Annotated in this window: 24 protein-coding genes; 22 read left to right on the top strand and 2 right to left on the bottom strand. The window is 31.4% G+C overall.

Annotated elements, in window-relative coordinates:
* The first annotated feature begins 1 nt into the window (after position 1).
* The 14 genes from DYH56_RS03465 (at position 2) to DYH56_RS03530 (ending at position 10,506) form a co-directional block, all read left to right on the top strand.
* Positions 2–379 carry a hypothetical protein gene (locus DYH56_RS03465; RefSeq protein ID WP_114641465.1) on the top strand — a complete coding sequence of 126 codons (378 nt, stop codon included), beginning with the start codon at positions 2–4 and terminating at the stop codon, positions 377–379.
* 135 nt (positions 380–514) lie between these two features.
* Complete coding sequence (locus DYH56_RS03470; protein ID WP_114641466.1) at positions 515–3,145, top strand: phage tail tape measure protein; 2,631 nt, start codon at positions 515–517, stop codon at positions 3,143–3,145.
* Positions 3,138–3,347: a tail protein X gene (locus tag DYH56_RS03475; RefSeq protein ID WP_114641467.1), complete on the top strand. Its 210-nt coding sequence runs from the start codon at positions 3,138–3,140 to the stop codon at positions 3,345–3,347. The genes DYH56_RS03470 and DYH56_RS03475 overlap by 8 nt, the downstream gene beginning before the upstream one ends.
* Before the next feature lies 1 nt (position 3,348).
* A complete protein-coding gene (locus tag DYH56_RS03480; RefSeq protein WP_114641468.1) occupies positions 3,349–4,383 on the top strand; it encodes a phage late control D family protein in 1,035 nt (344 codons plus the stop codon).
* A complete protein-coding gene (locus tag DYH56_RS03485; protein WP_114641469.1) occupies positions 4,383–4,979 on the top strand; it encodes a phage baseplate assembly protein V in 597 nt (198 codons plus the stop codon). Before DYH56_RS03480 ends, DYH56_RS03485 begins: the two co-directional genes overlap by 1 nt.
* Before the next feature lie 170 nt (positions 4,980–5,149).
* Positions 5,150–5,650 (top strand): phage tail protein, encoded by a 501-nt coding sequence (locus DYH56_RS03490; protein ID WP_114641470.1) that lies wholly within the window; start codon positions 5,150–5,152, stop codon positions 5,648–5,650.
* A 14-nt stretch (positions 5,651–5,664) separates the two neighbouring features.
* Entirely contained in the window at positions 5,665–5,964 is a 300-nt protein-coding gene (locus tag DYH56_RS03495) for a hypothetical protein (protein ID WP_114641471.1), read from the top strand.
* Complete coding sequence (locus DYH56_RS03500; RefSeq protein WP_114641472.1) at positions 5,957–7,054, top strand: baseplate assembly protein; 1,098 nt, start codon at positions 5,957–5,959, stop codon at positions 7,052–7,054. The genes DYH56_RS03495 and DYH56_RS03500 overlap by 8 nt, the downstream gene beginning before the upstream one ends.
* The gene (locus DYH56_RS03505; RefSeq protein WP_158539038.1) at positions 7,047–7,652 is read left to right on the top strand and encodes a phage tail protein I; all 606 of its coding nucleotides are present in this window, start codon (positions 7,047–7,049) and stop codon (positions 7,650–7,652) included. The genes DYH56_RS03500 and DYH56_RS03505 overlap by 8 nt, the downstream gene beginning before the upstream one ends.
* Positions 7,645–8,598 carry a hypothetical protein gene (locus DYH56_RS03510; RefSeq protein WP_114641474.1) on the top strand — a complete coding sequence of 318 codons (954 nt, stop codon included), beginning with the start codon at positions 7,645–7,647 and terminating at the stop codon, positions 8,596–8,598. The genes DYH56_RS03505 and DYH56_RS03510 overlap by 8 nt, the downstream gene beginning before the upstream one ends.
* Before the next feature lie 36 nt (positions 8,599–8,634).
* Positions 8,635–9,384, top strand: a complete 750-nt coding sequence (locus DYH56_RS03515) for a hypothetical protein (RefSeq protein WP_114641475.1) — start codon at positions 8,635–8,637, stop codon at positions 9,382–9,384.
* Between the two features lie 10 nt (positions 9,385–9,394).
* The gene (locus DYH56_RS03520) at positions 9,395–9,694 is read left to right on the top strand and encodes a hypothetical protein (protein ID WP_114641476.1); all 300 of its coding nucleotides are present in this window, start codon (positions 9,395–9,397) and stop codon (positions 9,692–9,694) included.
* The gene (locus tag DYH56_RS03525) at positions 9,691–10,191 is read left to right on the top strand and encodes a lysozyme (RefSeq protein WP_114641477.1); all 501 of its coding nucleotides are present in this window, start codon (positions 9,691–9,693) and stop codon (positions 10,189–10,191) included. Before DYH56_RS03520 ends, DYH56_RS03525 begins: the two co-directional genes overlap by 4 nt.
* 12 nt (positions 10,192–10,203) lie before the next feature.
* A complete protein-coding gene (locus DYH56_RS03530) occupies positions 10,204–10,506 on the top strand; it encodes a hypothetical protein (RefSeq protein WP_114641478.1) in 303 nt (100 codons plus the stop codon).
* 182 nt (positions 10,507–10,688) lie between these two features.
* Here the strand turns inward: DYH56_RS03530 and DYH56_RS03535 are convergent, their stop codons facing one another.
* Entirely contained in the window at positions 10,689–11,006 is a 318-nt protein-coding gene (locus DYH56_RS03535; RefSeq protein WP_114641479.1) for a hypothetical protein, read from the bottom strand.
* A gap of 182 nt (positions 11,007–11,188) precedes the next feature.
* Between DYH56_RS03535 and DYH56_RS03540 the strand changes: the two genes are divergently transcribed.
* The 6 genes from DYH56_RS03540 to DYH56_RS03565 all read left to right on the top strand — a co-directional run bounded on the left by DYH56_RS03540 (position 11,189) and on the right by DYH56_RS03565 (position 17,005).
* Entirely contained in the window at positions 11,189–12,154 is a 966-nt protein-coding gene (locus DYH56_RS03540; protein ID WP_114641480.1) for a hypothetical protein, read from the top strand.
* 58 nt (positions 12,155–12,212) lie between these two features.
* Positions 12,213–13,154 carry a glycerol-3-phosphate dehydrogenase/oxidase gene (locus tag DYH56_RS03545; RefSeq protein WP_114641481.1) on the top strand — a complete coding sequence of 314 codons (942 nt, stop codon included), beginning with the start codon at positions 12,213–12,215 and terminating at the stop codon, positions 13,152–13,154.
* Positions 13,155–13,198: 44 nt separating this feature from the next.
* A complete protein-coding gene (locus DYH56_RS03550; RefSeq protein WP_114641482.1) occupies positions 13,199–13,402 on the top strand; it encodes a hypothetical protein in 204 nt (67 codons plus the stop codon).
* Between the two features lie 16 nt (positions 13,403–13,418).
* Positions 13,419–13,589 carry a hypothetical protein gene (locus DYH56_RS15860; RefSeq protein ID WP_158539039.1) on the top strand — a complete coding sequence of 57 codons (171 nt, stop codon included), beginning with the start codon at positions 13,419–13,421 and terminating at the stop codon, positions 13,587–13,589.
* Between the two features lie 998 nt (positions 13,590–14,587).
* Entirely contained in the window at positions 14,588–15,076 is a 489-nt protein-coding gene (locus tag DYH56_RS03560; protein WP_114641484.1) for a nucleotidyltransferase family protein, read from the top strand.
* A 543-nt stretch (positions 15,077–15,619) separates the two neighbouring features.
* Positions 15,620–17,005 (top strand): asparaginase, encoded by a 1,386-nt coding sequence (locus tag DYH56_RS03565; protein WP_114641485.1) that lies wholly within the window; start codon positions 15,620–15,622, stop codon positions 17,003–17,005.
* Positions 17,006–17,058: 53 nt separating this feature from the next.
* On the opposite strand, the gene DYH56_RS03570 is transcribed toward DYH56_RS03565, so the two are convergent.
* The gene (locus DYH56_RS03570) at positions 17,059–17,562 is read right to left on the bottom strand and encodes a toxin-antitoxin system YwqK family antitoxin (RefSeq protein WP_114641486.1); all 504 of its coding nucleotides are present in this window, start codon (positions 17,560–17,562) and stop codon (positions 17,059–17,061) included.
* Between the two features lie 118 nt (positions 17,563–17,680).
* Between DYH56_RS03570 and DYH56_RS03575 the strand changes: the two genes are divergently transcribed.
* Both DYH56_RS03575 and DYH56_RS03580 read left to right on the top strand, forming a co-directional pair.
* On the top strand, positions 17,681–18,484 hold the full coding sequence (locus tag DYH56_RS03575; protein WP_114641487.1) for a hypothetical protein: 804 nt from the start codon (positions 17,681–17,683) through the stop codon (positions 18,482–18,484).
* Positions 18,485–18,502: 18 nt separating this feature from the next.
* Positions 18,503–19,534, top strand: a complete 1,032-nt coding sequence (locus DYH56_RS03580) for a threonine aldolase family protein (RefSeq protein ID WP_114641488.1) — start codon at positions 18,503–18,505, stop codon at positions 19,532–19,534.
* Positions 19,535–19,536: the final 2 nt, after the last annotated feature.

Here is a 19,536-nt window from a genome sequence, read left to right on the forward strand (position 1 = left end):
AATGAAAGAAACTAATGAGACTGAAGATAAAAATATAGAAGAAAAGGCAGAAACTCAACCTAAAAATATAAAACCTAAAATAGAACTAAAAGAAGATAAAGTAATAGTGACCTTAGGAGGTCCTATTACTTTTAATGGTGAAAAGATAGGAAAGATAGAGCTAGATTTTAATTCCATTACAGGAGCAGAGATCTGTGAGGCGGAAAGTGAATCTTTAGGTAAATTTTTCACTCCATTACCAGATGTAAATTATTCTACTGCATACCAAGCAGCAATAGCCGCAAAAGCTTCTGGGATTCCTTTTGAAGCAATCTTAGAATTAAAATCTAAGGATTTCAGAGTAATAACGGAATGTACCAAGGGTTTCTTGCTAGGATAGACTTAAACTCAAAAGAAAAAATAAAAAAATTAAGAGAGTCTATCCTTATGGCCGGAAAAATAACTAAAAGTGGTGCTGATTTCTTTCACAGGATGAAACTCAAAGAATTAGTTAGTTGGTTGGAGGCGATACCTAGTGAGTAATAGAGATTTTATAATGAAGATAGGGGGGTATGTAGATCCTTCTTTAACTAAGAGTTTTAATCAAAGTTCTCAGGAAGTAAAAAAACTTAGTGGCCAAATGAAAAAAATGAAAGATACAAATTTTAGTAAGAGTGCTAAAGAGATAGAGAAACTAAGTCATGAAATGAGAACTCTTAAAACTACAAGTAGAGAGATTTCAAAATTAGAAGAAAAAAGTAAAAAATTAGAAAATCAATTTAAACAAAGTAGAAACAGCTATTCAGAACAGCAAAGATCACTATTTGAAATGACTCAAAAAACAAAAGATTTAAAAAAGGCTCTTGAACGAACCTCCAAACCAACTAAGAAAATGGTAAACGAATTTAAAAAAGCTAAGTTAGCTGAAGATAAATTGAGAGATAGTACCGATAAAGAAAGAAAATCATTAACTGATATGATGCGAAAAATGAAGTCAGTTAAACAGGAATCAAATAAATATGGGGCTAGTCAAGAAGATCTAGCCAAACAGATAAGTCAAGTTTCCAAGAGGCAACACACCCTGGCTAAAAGTAATGAGATGACCAAAAGATATAAGGAACAGATCAGATTATCTAAAGAGATGAAAAAGGCACTATACCAGGAGAATCAGGAACGATTTAAACAGTTCCGAGATAATAATAAAGAAAAGGGGAAGAGCTCCCTATATAAGGGGACTGGTCAAGCAGTAGCTATGGGAATTGGAGTAAAGTTTGCAGTAGATGATGAATCAGCCTTCGCGGATGTAAAAAAACAACTAACTTTGACTGATGAGGGTGAGATACAAAAATTCAGACAAGAATTATTAAAAACTACTGAAACAATTCCATTAATGAATAATGAAATCTATGAAATTGCTGCTGCTGCTGGTAGAGCAGGAATTGCCCAAGAAGAATTGACTAAATTTACATTTGATACCGCAAAAGTGGCTGTAGCCTTCGGTGTAGACGCAGAGGAGGCAGGATCTAATCTTGCTACATGGAGAACATCTTTAAATATGTCTCAAAAAGAAGTTATGGGATTAGCTGATCAGATAAATGTATTAGGGGATAATATCAACGTTACTCCTAAACAAGTTGGAGATATAGTTACTGCCATGGGACCACTTGGAAAAATAGCAAATGTCACAGCAGCTCAAACAGCTACATTAGGGGCTAGTTTAATTGATTTTGGTGTAAAAGATGCCAGTACTGCCAGTACTGCTCTGAGGAAATTATATTCTACTATGTCCAGTGGAAATGCTGCTAGTAGTACAAAAAAATCAGCATTTCAGGCATTGGGGTTTGATCCTGTACAAATATCAGAAGATATGCAAAAAGATTCTATGGGAACTATACAAAAAGTAATGGGAGCCTTTAAAAATTTGAGTGAAAGTGAAAAACTATCGGTTGGAACTCAGTTATTTGGAGAAGAAGCAGTAGGGGCATTATTACCACTCTCTCAACATCTAGACAAAATCTCAAATAATCTAAAAATGGTAAACGATAAGCAAAAAGTAGCAAATAGTGTCGGAAAAGAATTTGCTAATGTTAATAAAACTACAGCAGCACAATTAAAAATATCACAGAGAGCAATATTAAATTTATCATTAGGGTTCGCCAATACGATGTTACCTGCCATTCAATCAGCAACTAAAGGAGTGACTTCATTTACAAATGGAATGAATTCCCTTACGGCAGATCATCCACAGATGACTAAGGCTATTTCCTATGGGGCAGCAACATTAGTTGGATTAAGACTAGCTTCAGGTGGAGCTAGACTAGGATTAGAACAAGTATTTAAAATGAAAGATGACTATAAGACCTTTATGGCAGCAGGGAAAAAAATCAAAGAATGGAAACAATGGGGACCCATGTTAAGCAAAATAAAAATAATCGGTGGTTCAACCTTTAAAATGTTAGGTAAAGGTGCTATGGCATTTGGAAGATTAGCCTTAGCTAATCCATGGATAATAGCAATCGCGGCTATAGCTGCAGGAGCATATTTAGTCTACAAAAATTGGGATAAGGTAAAAGAAGGGTTTAGCGTAGTTAAAGCTAAAATAACTGAATTATGGGATAAATTTAAAGAAAGCCCAATAGGTAAAATATTTGAATATACTCCTTTAGGATCATGGATTAAAGGAATCAAAAGCCTTTATGGTTACTGGAAAAAATTTAAAGGTAAAAAAGAAAATGAAAACCCTTTAAAAACTCCTGGACTAAACAAATCAAGAATAAAAACGTATGTCCCAGCTTATGCTAAGGGTGGGATAATGACTACTCCTCATTTGGCAATAGTAGGGGATGCACCAGAAACTATTGTTCCCCATGACGGCAGTCAGCAATCAAAAAACCTTTGGTATCATGCAGGAGCTAAATTGGGAATGTTCGCAGGGAAAGGGATTCCGGCATTAGCATCTAATGTTAAAGAAAAATTATCCAAAACAAATATTAAAAATAAGTTTGAAGTTAATGTAGATTACAATCCTATTATCCAGGGAAGCATAACAAATATCAATGAAATGTTAAAAAGCTCAAGCGAGGATCTCGTTAAATTAATAGAAGAAACACTTGAAAAAATAATAAGTAAAAACATGAAATTAGAGAGGAGGGTAAGTCTTGACTAAAGAAACAGATATATATGGGACCATCCAAGGAGATACATGGGATGGGATTAGTTTTAAAGTCTATGGGGAAGATAAATTTTCCAAACAGCTAATGAGGGCAAATCCTAGATATACGAACATAGTTATTTTTAGTGGTGAGATAGAACTGATCTGCCCTGATATATCTAATACTCAAAACTTAACCCTCCCTCCTTGGAGGTAATATGAAGTCCAGGAGAAGCTATATAAATATAATCTATGAAGGGAAAGATATTACAGGGGAGCTATCCCCATATCTAAAAGGTTTATCATATACAGATAATTTAGATAAAGGTGATAGTGTAACTCTGAGTCTCACAGGAGATAAATGGATAAAAGAATGGGCCATCTTAAAGGGAGATAAACTAAAAGTCGAGATAGGAGTAATTAACTGGAGGAATGAAGGGGATAATAGAGTCTTGAAATGCGGGACTTTTACCATAGATGATCTATCTTTTTCAGGCACACCAGACACCATGAATATCTCAGGGACATCTATAGACATAACCAAAAATCTTAAAGGAGTGAAAAAAGATAATACCTGGGAGAATGTATCTCTAAAAGAGATTGCACAGGAAATATCTAAAACTTATTCTATGGATCTGTTCTATGACTGTACTGAAGAATTCACTTTTGATAAAGTAGATCAGATGAAAGAATCAGATTCAAGTCTACTGGCTAGAATATCAAAAGAGCAGGGAATGGCTATAAAGATAACTATGGATAAAATCATTATCTTTGATGAAAAGACATATGAAGATAAAGAAACAGTAATTACATTTAATAAATCTAATCTTATGAGATATGACCTTCAATGCGATGACTTAGAGGTCTATGACGGGTGTGAGCTAACATTCTATGACCCTATCTTAGGTGAATACTTAAAAGGCAAATATGAGGCTCCTGCAAGTGAATTCTATAAAGTGAAAACAGGTAAGATCCTCTATCAAAATATTGATACTGGAGTAACGGGAACCACAAAGGAAGAGAAAGAAAAGTTTTTAAATGAACGAGCAAAAAAAATACTTAGAAATATGAATAAAAATGAAACCAAAATTAAAATATCTCATATGGGAGATCCGGAATATTTAGCTGGTATAACAACTAAAATTTTAGGGTTTGGAAGGTACGATGGAGTCTATCTAATTACTTCAGTTACCCATGATATTAATAAGGGGTATAACTGCAGTTTAGATATGAGGAGGAGGTTGGACTTTTAATGGAGTTTAGGTTTTTAAGGACTGGAAAGGTATCATCTATAAATCATAAGGCAACTACAGCAAGGGTAGAATTTGATGATGCTCCTGGAATCATATCTAAACCTTTAAAAGTTTTAATGGATCATACGAATACAGAAAAAAATTATTCAATGCCTAGTATAGGAGAAAATGCCGTATGCATCTTCCTTCCCCATGCACCAAGTGTAGGATTTATCTTAGGGAGTTATTCCAGCGAAAAGAATCTTCCTAAAGATACCGGTAAGATGAAATATATTATCTTTCCAGATGGGACTAAGATTAAATATAACTTTGAAACACATCTATTAGAGATAAATTGTGTAGGAGATATAGATATAAAGGGAGCTAATAACGTAAATATATCTTCTAAAAATATAGTGATGACAACCGATAACCTAACTATCAATGCTAAGGCTACTTCTATTGCAGGTGCTTCATTAGATATAAATGCTGTAACAACCGCTAAAAATATCACAGCTGAAGAAGTAGGAGTAACTAAATTAAGCACTCCTAAGGGAGATGTGGATAAGCACAAACATAAGGATGCTGAGAGCAGAGAAACTACAGCCCCAGTATAATAGTCAACAAATAATAAAAGCCCTAACTTCAAAAGTCAAGGCTTTTATTAGAGAAAAAAATACATAAAACTAAACTTATGAGGTTTAATTAATTTGAGTATACTCTATAAATTATAAAAAACTAAATTTAATTTTTATATTTCGCGAGTAACGAAATCGAGGTGAAAACAATGATAGGAAAATTAGGAGATATACCCTTTGAAGTCTCCTTTGATGGTAAGAATAAAAAAATATTAAATTTTACTGATTTAAAATTAAGTGGTGGAGCTAATTATGAGAAACATACTCGTAAAGGACAGAAACCTGCTCTAGAATTTATAGATCTAAATACCGATGTTGTTTCTTTTAAAATGATTCTTAGGAGTGATTTTGGAGTAGATCCACAGGAGCTTTTAAAAAAATTAAATGGATATAAAAATATTGGTGAAACATTAGATTTTACATTAGGGAATAAGCCTGTAGGAAGCGGTCAATACGTCATTACTTCCTACAATGCAGGATATGAATATATAACCAATGGTGGGAAGGTAAGAAAGATAGATGTTTCCCTTACGTTGGAAGAATATGTAGAGATGATGTACAAAAATAGAGATATAATAATTAAACCTAAAAAAGAGACAAAGAAAAAGATAGTTCATAAGGATTTTAATCAAGGAGCTATATCCAGATAGAGGTGAGAAATAAGATGACCTATACATTGGAACCACAAAATAAAATCAATCTAAAAGCTACAGGTAACGAGCGAATACTTCAAAATGGAAGAAATATCCTTTCTGTAATAATAGGCGAGGTTATCTTAGCCAGGGGAATAGGTATAAATGGAGATATAGTGGATTCACCATTAAATAGGAGTGCTGCCTTAATGGATATACAGACTCAGTTTAAGAAATTTGAACCTAGACTTAAGATCCATAAAATTGCATATATAACAGATCATCAAAGGGGATCTTTAAAGCCCATCATGGAGGTGAGCATAGTTGAATGATTTAAATATACATAATGAAAGTTCTGAAGAGATCCTTGGGCGAATGGTGAACAAATATGAGGAATTAAGCGGTGTTTCTTTAGGATTAGCTGATGAAAGGAGATGGCTCCTTCAGACCGTAGCTTACTCTCTTTTTATCAGAAATGAAACTACCAATGAAGGACTTAAGATGAATCTTCTAAGGTATACCAAGGGAGACTATGCCACTGAGATGGGAGCCTTTACCGATACTGAAAGATTAGGAGCTAAGAAAGCAAGTGTACTTTTAAATTTTGAGATAGAAGAAGCAAAAGAACATCTTTTAGGGGTTAATCCGGTAAGGGTTACACCAGGGAATAACATATATTTTCTAACACCGTATTTTGAGTTTAAGCCTGGGGAAACTATTAAAGAAGTTATTGCTATTTGTACAAAAGAAGGAATAGTTGGGAATGGATATCTTCCAGGAGAAATAAATAAAATAGTTGATCCTTTTCCATTTTTTAAATCAGTAATAAATATGGAAATATCCCAGGGAGGAGCTGAGATAGAGTCAATTGAGAGTTTAAAAGAAAGAATTCGGAATGCCCCTAGTAAATTTTCAACTGCAGGTCCGGGAGACGGGTATATCTATTGGGCTAAAACTGCAAACCAAGAGATTATAGATGTAAATGTAGAGATGACTGCACCAGGAACAGTCCGTATAACCCCTCTAATGAAGGGCGGAGTTCTTCCTACTGATAGTGTGCTCCAAGATGTGAAAGCTATCTGCAGTGCAGATAAGAGAAGACCATTAACTGATAATTTACTAGTGAATAAACCAACTCAAATAAACTATAATATAGATTTTACTTACTATATTTCAAATAAGAATATAGGGCTAGTAAATGAGATCCAGGAGAACGTAAATAAGGCAGTGAGTGAATATGTAACATGGCAAAAGGCAGCCCTTAAAAGGGATATAACGCCTACTGAATTAGTATATTTAGTTAGAAACGCAGGTGCTAAAAGGGTTAGCATTGTATCTCCAGTTTTTAAAAAAGTCAATTCTTTTGAAGTAGCTAAAGAAGTAAATGTTAATCCAAAATATGGAGGGGTTGAAGATGATTAAAATAGATGATATTTCTCTTTTAAAACTTCTCCCTAATTTCCTTCAGGAAGATAAAGAAATACAATTCTTAACCCAAGTTATCCAGGAAGAGATGGACCTAATTAATACCAGGGAAAAAAATCTTTTTCTTTATGGGAATTTTAGCAGCTTAAATGAGCCTATTCTGGACGAATTAGCTTATCAATGGAAAGTTGAAGGGTATGACCAGACTTTATCTAAAGACATTAAAGCCGATTTAGTAGAAACAGCATATATTGTTAGGAAAACTAAAGGGACAAGATATGCAGTCGAAACAACAATTAAAGATATTCATGGGGATTTTGAGTTACTAGAGTGGTATCAATATGGTGGAGATCCATACCATTTTAAAGTTGTAGGAGAAACTGCCCCAACAGGCGAAAAATTAGAAAAATTATATAAATCAATTAATACAACAAAAAATGAGAGAAGTTCTTTAGATGGAATAATAGTCAGCAGCCAGTGGGAAGGTATAAACTACCATTCTACACTATATCATTCATCTATTTTTGAGGAGATCCCGCTTGACCCCAATGTAGCTTCAGATTTTGAAGAATATTTAGGAGGAATAAATGGCTAAATATATAGGAACAATACTTACAAAAAAAGGGAAAGACTTGTTAGTTAGAGCTGCCCTAGGGGAGGTTATGACTTTCACAAAGGTAGAAATAGGGAAAGGGATAATTTCTCAAGGATCAAATAAAGAAGATTTAGTATCACTTATAGAAAGTTTTAAAACTTTAAGTATTACAAGCACAACTATTTTAGAAGCAGGTAATTATAGGGTAAGAGTAGCCTTTAATAATAGTGGGGTATTAGAAGACACTTATTTAAGAGAGATAGGAGTTTTTGCCAGGGGTGAAGATGGCATAGAGGTGCTTTATTCCTACTGTGACACAGCTACCCCCGATCTTATTCCAAGAGAATCTAGTGGGATATTAGAAAGGGTTGAAGATATTATCACCTATATTTCAAGCGCAGCAACTGTTAATGCAGTTATAGACCAAAGCAATGTCTATGCAACTATAAAAGATCTTACAGAAGGGTTAGCTTTAAAAGAACCTAAATTCAATAAAAATAGCGGGTTTAATCTCGTGATCTCTCATGTAATTAATTCAACCAGCAAAATATTAGTTGCTTCAGCATATGCTGTGAAACTTGCTTTTGATAAGGGAAAAGAGGCACTAGGTTTAACAGTTATAAATAAAAATCAAATTCAAAATAACCAAGAACAAATAGAGAGTTTATCTCTTAAAGTCTATGATATGGCAATTCCAAAATCTGGTTTCACAAGTACTGTAACGCGACAAACACAAACATTTGATATACCAGTTGAAGCTGGTATCGTGCCATTACTTTGTGTACCATACGTACCACATAGTAGTTCGAGTACAGGATTAGTGTGTTTAGAAAATGTAGAGATATTAAATTTTACCGCCACATCGATTGATGTTTCCTATGATTATGGTGGTACGAGTAATATCGGCATTGAGGCAAGAGTTAAAATTATAGGATATAAAATCTAAATTTGTTCTGGTCGATCAAAAAATTAGGAGGAAAAAATGATATATAATTTGTTTAAAAAAGAAGCTGCTCCTACATGGCAGGAGGCTAAATTAAAGCTTATTACATCACAATCATTCGATGAAAATAGAATTGGGAAAAAATACGATAAAGCATTCCCGCCAGGATATAAATATGCATATGATGAAAAAAATCATTTTGTTTATGAGGGAGATTTAACAGAACCGTATATTATTCAATCGGATTTTACTCTATACTTTCTAAATGATAGAGAGCAAATAGAAAAAGGATATAGGGTTCTTAGAATTGGTGAGATCCTAGAAGAGGATAAAATAAAAACTATTCCTTCTCCTGGTATGTTTTATGAATGGGAAGGTATGGAATGGGTATTAAATATAGAAGCTAAAAGAAGATCTCTTTTTAGCGAAATAGAAATAGAGAAGGGAAAATTGTTAGAAAATGGTTTCCTTTGGAAAGGGGAGTATCAACAAAGGTGTAGAGCAGAAAAAGATCTACCATATATTCGAGAGACATTAGAAAATTTTGATTTAATACCTAATTATTCTTTAAAATGGTATTTTAGTAACTTACCTGAAGGTTATAGCTTTAGTAATAAAGAAGAATTTTTAGAGCTGAGAAATAATGGAATGATCTTTACAGGGGAAGTATTTAAAATGGAAAGTGAGTTAAAATTCAAAATTAATTCTGCTATAACTTCAGAGGATTTAACCTTAAATATTAAAGAGGAATATAAAAAAGGATTGGTAGGGTTTATTTTGCCAGAATAGGAGGAGTCATTTGGAATACAATATTACACTAGACTTAATAACATACATCATAGTCTTAATTGCATTTGGAACTATAGGAAGCTGTTATCAAGCATATAAAGATCAAGGAACTACTAAGCCATTCTGGGCTAGGATTATATGTGGAGCATTTGCAGGATCAGTTACAATGTTAGTTGTATTTGTTTTGGGATTAGAAGGAACACAGGCTTTTATCCATTTTGGTATAGCAGCCCTTTTGGGTCTTTTGTCTGAAAAAGGAGAAACTGGAAGAATTGTAGATTTGATCTTTCATAGGGGAGGGAACAGATGAAGATATCAAAACAAGGAATAGACCTTTTAAAGCATTTCGAGAGTTACGAAATGAAAGCCTATACTTGCCCTTCTGGAGTTTGGACTATTGGATGGGGATTTACCCAAGTTAATGGAAAAAAGGTCAAAGAGGGCGATATTATGACCTTAGAAGTGGCTGATATAGAACTGGTAAAGCAATTAAGAATCTATGAAAATGTAGTAAAAAAAGCCATCATGATAAAAAAGATAAATCAGAATCAGTATGATGCCCTAATCTCTCTTTGTTACAACATTGGAGGTTCTAGTTTCAGAAGATCTGACATAGTAAAAGAAGTTAATTCCAGGAACTTTATAGGAGCTTGTCGAATTTTCAACCTCTGGTCAAAGGCAGCTGAAAAAAGATCTAAAGGATTGCTTAGAAGAAGGATGTCTGAGAGGAATTTATTCTGCAGCTGGCCAGATCCAATTGTAAAAGTAGTTCCTAAAAATTACCAGGAAACATTTAAAGAATTATAAGGAGAGTGAAAAATGAAAGAATTATTAGGAAATCCATTATTATTACAAATATTATTCGGGATTATATTGTTAGTTCTACCATCGCCATTGTTGAAGAAAACAGGAGACAAGGTAGGAGATGCAATTGAAGGTGTAGGAGGGGAAAAGGCTAGAGATGTGACGTATAAAGTGTTAATAGACTTTGCTGAAGGTCTTAAAAGCTCAAAACATGATGGAGATATCAATTTAACTTCTAACGATCAGATAGACAGTGAACTGGATAAATACAAGGTGTCGCTGGGTTTGGAGGGTTCAAAATTGAAGGAAAAGGACTAAAATTTAAAATAGATCCCTGGAATTATAAGACTAAGCTATTTCAGCTTAAATTTTTTAGGAGGGCTCGCTCGATAAGGGAATTATTTTGGAGATATAAAGAATAAAGTAAAAGGGATATTTAAAATATCCCTTTTTATTTTAGCTCTCTCGTTATGGAGAATTCTATATGATTATAAATGAAATTATTTGTTTGTATTTTCTCCAATTATAATATTCTTTACATGTTTTATTTGTTCCATTAAACTAAACACTTTTCCGGTATTCAAATTATGGTTTGGAGATCCACTAAATTTTTGATATAACCATTTTAATTCAGCACTAGCTTTTTCATATAATTTGTCCAACAGTGGAATACTTGACCTATATTTTTCTCTAACTTTTTCAATAGGAGTGCCGTTTTCTCTAGCTTGTTTAATAGCGTATTGAATACTTCTTAGTTCATCTCCTCCTAAGCTAAATTGAAGAGCTTCAAATCTTTCTTCTATTTCTGATTGTCTCATAATTACACCTCCCTTATTTTTTAGTTTCATTATGTTTATATAACATCTTAAAATAAAATCAAAATTATATTAATAAATATTTGGATAATTTAAGTTTTTCTATTTAAAAATTGACTTCTTAAAAATTTAAAGATAACATTAATCTTGAGTAAGACTTAAAAAAATAAAAAAAGGAGAAAATAATGAAAAGAAATATAATTAAATTTATTTGTTTTATGTTTGTTTTAACAGTAATACCTACTATAATTTTAAATTTAAATATTAGAGATTCTACAACGAGTTTTTTTGGTGGGTATTTAGGAGGATTAGTAGCTGTTGGTGGTGTTTATTGGCAAGTTACTAGGAAAGAAAGAGTGGAAAAAGAAAAAAAAGAAGAGGATGTAAAAAACTATATTAAATTTATTCTTAATAGAAATTTTCAAACATTTTTTTTTCATATAACTCATAGAGAGTTGGGGTTATTTAGTAGAAATGCTTTTCATGCAAAGGTTTCAAATCCCTTGATTAATTTTAATCAGGAATACATTAATTCCAATATAAATACTATTCTTTCCCTTAAAAATGGGGAAAAAATCCTAAGAATCAACGATAAAATTATTAGTTATTCAAAATTATTTGATATTTTATTTGCAAGTAAAAAAAATGAAGTGGGAGCTAAAATTTTTTCTTTACTCTTAAAAATAAAAGCTAATGACGCAACACTTAAAATTTCATCATTAAATAACTCTATTGTATTATTTTCAAACTTACTTTTCTATTACAATAATGGCATGGTATGTTCACCAAAATTAAAAGAACAATTTTTAAAAAATTTTCTCTATCTTGATCTTAGTCTAAAAGAAACAAATGATTACAAAAACATTTTAAATAAATTAGATATTAAAGATCTATCTACTAGTAAAACTGCACTACATTTACTACTTAATTTAATGTATCAAATGATGACACTTATCCGAGATATTACAAACGAATCAGAAAAAATAGAAATGAAGAATGAATCAGAGTACTCAAAAGTCATGAATGAATTAGAAGAAGTTTCTGTAGAAATTTATGAATTACGTAATTTATTTTTTAACATATCTACAGAAATTTCTGAAATTTTGACAACGATAGACGAATTTTTTAAAGAGCAAGAAAATAATAATTAAGTGTAAAAACTATTTCTTATTTTAAATATAAATAATAGAAAAATATTATGGAGGTCATATGAAACTAAGAAATGATTTTAAAAAAATATTAAAAAGTAATGCCCACTACTATGGGCTAACAATAAATAAAGATGATGAAATTGATGATTTAATGTTTAAAATAATAAATTATAAAGAAAGTATTTTCACTAAAAGTTCTTATCATCTAAATTATTCTAAACACTTTTTAAAGCAATTAGAAAACCTTCCTAAAAAATATAATGATTATCTAGATAACATTTTAAATATGTTGAAAAATGGAGATCTCAATGTAAATAAATTTTTGACAAAGCAAATAAAAACAACTTCTTTTTATGATGATTTTAGAATTTTATGGGGACTTTATCATTTGCATATAGAAAAACTTATAAAAGGAAAAGCATTTTCAGAACGATCAAATTATTTGTTAATTTTATACAAGAATAATTCTAATATTTATTTGGTTGATATTGTAGAGCATAGAGAGCCTGATCTATGGTATAAAAAAAGATTTTTAGAAATAATAGACAACGAATGGTCTGATTTACTTCCAGTATTACAAGGTACATCTGGATCTGATTACAATGAAAAAGATATAAAATTATATAGAAATTCTAATATAAATACAGTTATAAACGTTAATGGAAAAGCTGTGATGTCTACAATTAATGGCATTAGCACTAATGGAACTCCTTTTCAGTATGTAAGAGAAAGTCTTTATATGAAAATTACTTTAGAAAAAATAGAAAAATACTTTCAAATAGATACAGCGATATATCCACATAAATTTTTTTACACCTTTATTAAACATGAAAATAAAAATTTTTACGTAACAAAAAATAACGGAGTTTCAAAACAAATTCTAATTATTTCTTTACTAGAAGATTCAAGTTATATAAAAGAAATTAAGATAAATTTTGATAATGATTATTTGTCTATGCTTTTTGATAACACTATTTCTTATGTAGAAAAGCTATTTTAGTGAGGTATACTCTACTAAATATTAATAAAGTGGATGGGAATTAAATGGATGATAAATACTCACAGTTATTTACAGATTTAATAAAACAATATTTATTTTGTAATTATTCTTTTTTAGAAAAATATAAAATAACTTATTCTCTAAATAATGAAGTTATTGGAACTATACCTGCATTAGACTATATCAAAAAATTCGATTTGAATGGGAATGTTAGAGTTTCATACATCATAAAAATAAACCGAAAATAAGTATTTGGAGGGAGAAATGAGAAAATTATCTGAATTAAAGCCTTTAAAAGTGTGCTGTCCTGATATAATAAAGGAAGCAAAAGAAAAATATATATTAACTATTGGGTTATGGAAAATGAGTAGAGAAGAACTAAATAAATTTGTTAAAGATCATAAATTAAAAGTGTCTGAACTTAGAGATAACTAAAAATTACGTGGAATCATAAAATTAAGCTATTTCAGTTTAGATTTTTAGGAGAGCTAAGGGAATTATTTTTTAACTACAAAAGATAAATTAAAGTTTTATTACATAAAAAAAGGGCTTGAAGCCCTTTTTTTAAATTGGCAAATATGATATTTCCCTAAAACTAAGTATTATCATTTTTTAAACGTTTAACTTCTAGGTTCGAAATGTTACTAGGTTGGACCATTTAAATTAATTACCTATCAACAAAAGTATTAATGTCTTCAATATTACTACTAGTATAAACCGTAAGATCTTGTTTTTTATAAAGTGACTTAAAATTTTATCTAGTGCAATGCCAAGTGTGAAGCCAATATAACTTCCTATACAAGCACTTGCTAAGAAGCAAGCTTTTTTCATCCATCCCTTAATCAAAGGATTTCCTCCTTAAAGCGTGAGAAAGTCGGATTTAATATTCAGTTTTATTCACATGATGTGTGTGTTTAAATCCCTCATAAGCTTATCACCTCCCTTTTCTATTTCTACTTGGCATATAAAATATACAATAATAAGTTTTATTTGTAAAATTATTTATTATTTAAAATTTACATTTAGAGTTTATTTAGTATGCTGTATTTTGCTAAAGATAAATTTGATGGAGAGATCTACAAAGGTAATAAATTTTGTAAGGTGAAACCTAGGTAAAACTAATTAGTATAAACAAAAAAGTCTACCTTAATTGGTAGACTTTTCTTGTTAAATATATTTTAGGAGCATTTTAGGAGCATTAATTTAAAATTTTGTTTTTAAACCTTTATTTTCAAGTGTTGTACAGGGCATAATACTATATCCGCCATATAATAACAAGTGCAGGGAAAATACTTATTTTTAATAACCCCTTTTCAATATCACTCCACTTGCCTTTGAATTTTATCCCGATTAATTTTTATTTATTTCATTGCATTTAAAAATAGAATATTGTTATAATAAATCTACTATATAACTTTATTTAGAGGTGCATAATGAATAACCAGCTGGAATTTATTTTAAAAAAAATTGCTAAATTATTAAATGATCAAAATATTAATTGGGCTGTAGGAGCGTCAATAATGTTAAACTATTATGGGATAATTCAGGGCCCTAGAGATATTGATATTTTAATTGATTTAAAAGATCTTAATAAATTAGATAATGTTTTATCTAAAATAGGCGAAAAAAAAGAAAGGCTTCCTAATAAAATCTATAAAACTAGATATTTTTATGAGTATGTTATTGATGGAATAGAAATAGATGTTATGGGAGGACTATGCATCTGTTTTAATGGAAAAGATCATCCTTTTGATTTTACCAGAGACTCTATTGGAGATTTTATGGAGATTGATAATATAAAAATTCCTTTGGCTAAATTAAGTGACTGGTATAAAATCTATAAATTACTGCCTGATAGAGAGGATAAAGTTACTCTGATAAAAGAATATATGGAAAAAATATACCCTAAAAAGGACAAGTGATAATCTAAATCTATTTGTCTTTTTTTAGTTTGTAACTTTGATTTTTAAGGCTACACTCACCTTTATTCTTGGTCTAAATTATGATTAAGATTTAAACTTGCTTAGAAAGGAAATCAGAGGTATTAGTATTTTAAATTGAAAGAAAAAATCTCGACTAAAAACTTAGTCACGAATTACACGAAGGAAATGAAAAAGAGAATATAAAGAGCATTTAAACCTTAGCGTTCTTTTTAGTTATTGCTTAGTGAGCTTTGAGTCGAAAGGTAAGTTCTAAAGATAAAATTTGAAAAGAAAGGCAGTGTCAAAAGAAGGTTTTAGTCAGCGTCAAGCTTTTAAATTTTTGTAATCTGCCTTCTACTGATTGCTTATCAGCTATATATTATTAGTTATAAAATGATTGTTGTCAGCTTTTAAGATGAAACCATCAAAAAAAATACATTTCTCAAAAAAGACTTCCATATATCCCCAAAAAAAAGTATAATATTATGTACAAAAAAAAGAAATGATAACATTTATATAAACTATAATAATTGGAGGAGTGGGATGAAAAAAGTACTAGTAATTAATACCGGCGGGACCATTGGAATGGTTCATATTGAGAAGGGAAATCCATTGAGTCCGTTAAAACCTGCAGAAGATTGGAATGAGATTGCGGCAAACTATCCGCTTTTAAATAATTTTGATACTGGATATATCCAGGTAAAGGAACTTATCGATTCTTCAGATATGAATCCGGATATTTGGATTGAGATAGCCCAGATAATAGAAGAAAGCTATGATAAATACTGCGGATTTGTAGTCTTACACGGTACCGACACCATGGCCTTTACAGCTTCTGCCCTCTCATTTATGCTGAATAATTTAAGTAAGCCTGTGATCCTGACTGGATCTCAAGTACCCCTTGAAAATCCCAGAAGTGATGCCCTTCAAAACTTAGTAACAGCTATACAAATAGCCGGATCGGAGCTGTACAACATCAGTTTAGTCCCAGAAGTATCTATATTTTTTAGAGATCATCTCCTCAGGGGAAACAGGTCTAGAAAACTGGATGCAAGTAACTACTATGGTTTTTCAACTCCTAACTATCCAAATTTAGGAGTAGCAGGATCGGAGATAAAGATAGATAACTCAAAAATTAGAAAACCATCGGAAAAAGAGTTCTTTGTGGATTATTCAATGGATACAAATGTATTAGTCTTTGATATATTTCCGGGATTCAACCCAGAAATATTAAAAAATATATTTAAAACCAATGATATCAAGGGACTCATCTTAAAAACTTATGGAAATGGAAACGCTCCTACCAGTGATGCTTTCGTTTCTGTTATTGAAGAAATTGTAAAATCAGGTGTTACCGTTGTGAATATCAGCCAATGCCCTACAGGGATGGTTAAGATGGGCCTATATGATGCCAGTACAAGGCTTTTAGATGCAGGTGTAGTCAGCGGTATGGATCTTACCCCAGAAGCAGCCATTGCCAAACTTATGCACCTTTTAGGCAGGGGGATGGACAATAAATCTATTGGAAATGCTATCCAACTGGATATCTGCGGGGAGCAGAGTCTGGATCTCCTTACTTACAGGCTGGATGATGCAAATGAAGGAGTTACTTCAAAATCATTTGAGATAGTTCTTTCAAAGGAAATAGATCCCTCTAAAATAAAGAGAACCAGATTTAGAGTAAGAAATATAAGTTCTTCCGATCCAATAGATTTAAGGGTAAGTATTAAAGGGGAGACAGAGCTGCCCCTTAAAAATTCTATAAAAACTCTAACCAGGGATGGGGAAACAGCTGATTTTTTAATCAGTTTCGATCATTCTACAGCTCAAATTTTGGAAAAAGGTACAAAAATTTATTTCAATATGGAATCCCAGAGAAAAATTTCTTGGGACAGGGTAGTCTTTGAAATCTTCATAGACAAGTATTAAAAACGAAAAGGCGATAAATTTAAGTATACATACTTAAATTTATCACCTTTTTTTTACTCCTCATCCACCTCGTAGCTAATCCTGCCTATAACACTTCCGTCCTTTCCATAGGAAACAGCATCTCCAATCATATTGTCATCTTTGAATCGGACTTCAAATTTAATAGCTGAATTTTCATAGTATTCTGTAAGAATCCCGTTTAACTGTCCATTCCTGTAATTTTCCATTATTTTTTTATTCCCGTTGGAGTAATACTGGTATTTTACACCATCTAATTTATTTTCAACAAACTTCATCTTTGATCTTAAATTTCCATTTTCATAGTAAGTTAAAAATTCTCCATGAAATTTTCCCTCTTTAAAAGTTCCAAGGGCTTTTTCATTTTTATTTTCATAGTAAGACCTTGCCTCACCTGTATAGAGTTTTTCATTTTTATAATAAAGACCATTTTTCTCCTTTAGATTGTTAAACTTTGTTTCCACAGTAAAAAAGTCAAGGCTGCTACACCCTCCTAGAACTAATAATACCAGAATAATAATAAATTGTTTTAACTTCATATTCCACCTCCCTGTTTATTATACAGTTTTTAAAAAATTATTTCCAGGCTAATTTTAAGTTGAATTTATTATTTTTTTCTACTATACTTATAATAAAAGAAAGAATATGGAGGAGTGTATGAGTTTATTTGGAAGAAAAGAAAAAGAAAAAATAGCTGAGTTAAATATCCTAATCGATGGTTTAGAAAAAGAAATAATAAAGATCAAGGCCAAAGAGGAACAGCTGGCAGATACCATCCAGAAAAAAGATATAAAAATAGAAAAATTATCCAAATCTCCCCATGACAGACAATTTGAGAAAATCACCTTGGAATTTGACAAGGTTAAAATAGAAAATACAGACCTGAAAAGATTGAATGAAAATTTAAAGTTGGAAAATAAAAAATTAATCGCTGAAAATCATGAAATAATTGAAAAAATCACAAAAATTGAAAAGATGGCAGATAGTTTAAGGGAAGAAAACGAGACTTTAAAACAACCTAAAATCAAGAGAGAAAAGCCCAGGTATAGAGTTTTAATCAAGGATCTTTATTCAGCTAGAAAACATGATGAATTCAAGAAGATCTGTGAAAATTCAGGGCTTATATATGTAAATGAACTGGAAAATTTAAATTTTGAAAAATTAATAGAAGATGGGATCTCCAAAACAAAAATAAATAATGCTAAAGATGAGTATATCAAATTTAAAAATGGAGAATTTAATTCAGAGATAGAGGAATACTTAGTATACGGACATAAGATATCCAAGGTATTTTTCAGATATAGAAGTTTTGTTTCCTACTTGATGGAAACAGGAATAAAGTATATCTGCCAATTGGAAAACTTTGATTTTGAAGGTTTAAAAGGGGAGAATTTTACCCCTGCACAGATAGAAAAATTAAAAGAAAAGATAACTGAATATAATAAATTGAGAAAAAAATAATTTTTTTGGGGGGAAGGGATGAAAAAAAGTTTTGCAAGTGACAACTATAGCGGGGTACACCCTAATATTATGAAGAGTTTAATGGAGGCCAATGGCGGGCACCAATCTCCATATGGAGGAGACGAATATACAGTAAAAGCCAAGAAAAAGTTCAATGAAATATTCGGCCCTGTAGAAACATTATTTGTATACAATGGAACTGCATCAAATGTTTTTGCCCTGGATATAATGAAGGAGATAGGCAGTGCCATTATCTGCCCTGAGACTGCTCATATATTTACAGATGAGACCGGTTCAACAGCTAAGGTGACAGGAATGCAGATGTTAACTGTACCGACTACAGATGGTAAATTAGACATAGAAAAAGCTAAAAAGTACCTGTTATTTAAAGATACTTTTCATAGACCTAATCCATCTATTGTCTCAATCAGCCAGGCTACGGAAAATGGGACTATCTATACTTTGGATGAGATCAAAGAGATCTCTGCTTTTGCTAAGAAACATGGAATGTATCTCCATATGGACGGGGCCAGAATTTCCAATGCAGCAGTGGCTTTAGGATGTTCATTGGAGGAGATGACAAGGGGGTGCGGAGTAGATATCCTTTCCTTTGGCGGAACTAAAAACGGGATTATGTTTGGGGAAGCTTTAGTCATATTCAATGAAGAATTAAAAAATAGAGTAAAAGAATTTGAATATCTCAGAAAACAAAATTTACAGCTGCATTCAAAGATGCGGTATATAGCGGTTCAATATCTGACTCTTTTAGAGGACAACCTTTGGTATGAAAATGCTAAAATTGGAAATGAGATGGCAAAATATCTGGAAGGTGAACTCCTGAAACTTAATATCTCTATAACCAACGAGGTAAGGGGAAATACCCTATTTGCAATTTTACCTGAAAAAATTATAGAACCCCTGCAGGAATTTTGTTATTTCTACGTCTGGGATCCAAATACTTCAGAGGTAAGATTCGTTATGTCCTTTGATATCTTAAAGGAGGATATAGACCTCTTTATAGAGAAAATGAAAGAATTAATGAGTAAGTAAGT

The sequence above is a fragment of the Psychrilyobacter piezotolerans genome (genome assembly GCF_003391055.1).
Taxonomy (GTDB): Bacteria; Fusobacteriota; Fusobacteriia; order Fusobacteriales; family Fusobacteriaceae; genus Psychrilyobacter; species Psychrilyobacter piezotolerans.

What these genes read in the sequence shown, in the direction of transcription:
- DYH56_RS03465 (WP_114641465.1), top strand. Translation starts at nt 2, where the DNA reads ATGAAAGAAACTAATGAGACTGAAGATAAAAATATAGAAGAAAAGGCA.
- DYH56_RS03480 (WP_114641468.1), top strand. Translation starts at nt 3,349, where the DNA reads ATGAAGTCCAGGAGAAGCTATATAAATATAATCTATGAAGGGAAAGAT.
- DYH56_RS03485 (WP_114641469.1), top strand. Translation starts at nt 4,383, where the DNA reads ATGGAGTTTAGGTTTTTAAGGACTGGAAAGGTATCATCTATAAATCAT.
- DYH56_RS03490 (WP_114641470.1), top strand. Translation starts at nt 5,150, where the DNA reads ATGATAGGAAAATTAGGAGATATACCCTTTGAAGTCTCCTTTGATGGT.
- DYH56_RS03495 (WP_114641471.1), top strand. Translation starts at nt 5,665, where the DNA reads ATGACCTATACATTGGAACCACAAAATAAAATCAATCTAAAAGCTACA.
- DYH56_RS03505 (WP_158539038.1), top strand. Translation starts at nt 7,047, where the DNA reads ATGATTAAAATAGATGATATTTCTCTTTTAAAACTTCTCCCTAATTTC.
- DYH56_RS03510 (WP_114641474.1), top strand. Translation starts at nt 7,645, where the DNA reads ATGGCTAAATATATAGGAACAATACTTACAAAAAAAGGGAAAGACTTG.
- DYH56_RS03515 (WP_114641475.1), top strand. Translation starts at nt 8,635, where the DNA reads ATGATATATAATTTGTTTAAAAAAGAAGCTGCTCCTACATGGCAGGAG.
- DYH56_RS03525 (WP_114641477.1), top strand. Translation starts at nt 9,691, where the DNA reads ATGAAGATATCAAAACAAGGAATAGACCTTTTAAAGCATTTCGAGAGT.
- DYH56_RS03530 (WP_114641478.1), top strand. Translation starts at nt 10,204, where the DNA reads ATGAAAGAATTATTAGGAAATCCATTATTATTACAAATATTATTCGGG.
- DYH56_RS03535 (WP_114641479.1), bottom strand. Translation starts at nt 11,006, where the DNA reads ATGAGACAATCAGAAATAGAAGAAAGATTTGAAGCTCTTCAATTTAGC.
- DYH56_RS03540 (WP_114641480.1), top strand. Translation starts at nt 11,189, where the DNA reads ATGAAAAGAAATATAATTAAATTTATTTGTTTTATGTTTGTTTTAACA.
- DYH56_RS03545 (WP_114641481.1), top strand. Translation starts at nt 12,213, where the DNA reads ATGAAACTAAGAAATGATTTTAAAAAAATATTAAAAAGTAATGCCCAC.
- DYH56_RS03550 (WP_114641482.1), top strand. Translation starts at nt 13,199, where the DNA reads ATGGATGATAAATACTCACAGTTATTTACAGATTTAATAAAACAATAT.
- DYH56_RS15860 (WP_158539039.1), top strand. Translation starts at nt 13,419, where the DNA reads ATGAGAAAATTATCTGAATTAAAGCCTTTAAAAGTGTGCTGTCCTGAT.
- DYH56_RS03560 (WP_114641484.1), top strand. Translation starts at nt 14,588, where the DNA reads ATGAATAACCAGCTGGAATTTATTTTAAAAAAAATTGCTAAATTATTA.
- DYH56_RS03565 (WP_114641485.1), top strand. Translation starts at nt 15,620, where the DNA reads ATGAAAAAAGTACTAGTAATTAATACCGGCGGGACCATTGGAATGGTT.
- DYH56_RS03570 (WP_114641486.1), bottom strand. Translation starts at nt 17,562, where the DNA reads ATGAAGTTAAAACAATTTATTATTATTCTGGTATTATTAGTTCTAGGA.
- DYH56_RS03575 (WP_114641487.1), top strand. Translation starts at nt 17,681, where the DNA reads ATGAGTTTATTTGGAAGAAAAGAAAAAGAAAAAATAGCTGAGTTAAAT.
- DYH56_RS03580 (WP_114641488.1), top strand. Translation starts at nt 18,503, where the DNA reads ATGAAAAAAAGTTTTGCAAGTGACAACTATAGCGGGGTACACCCTAAT.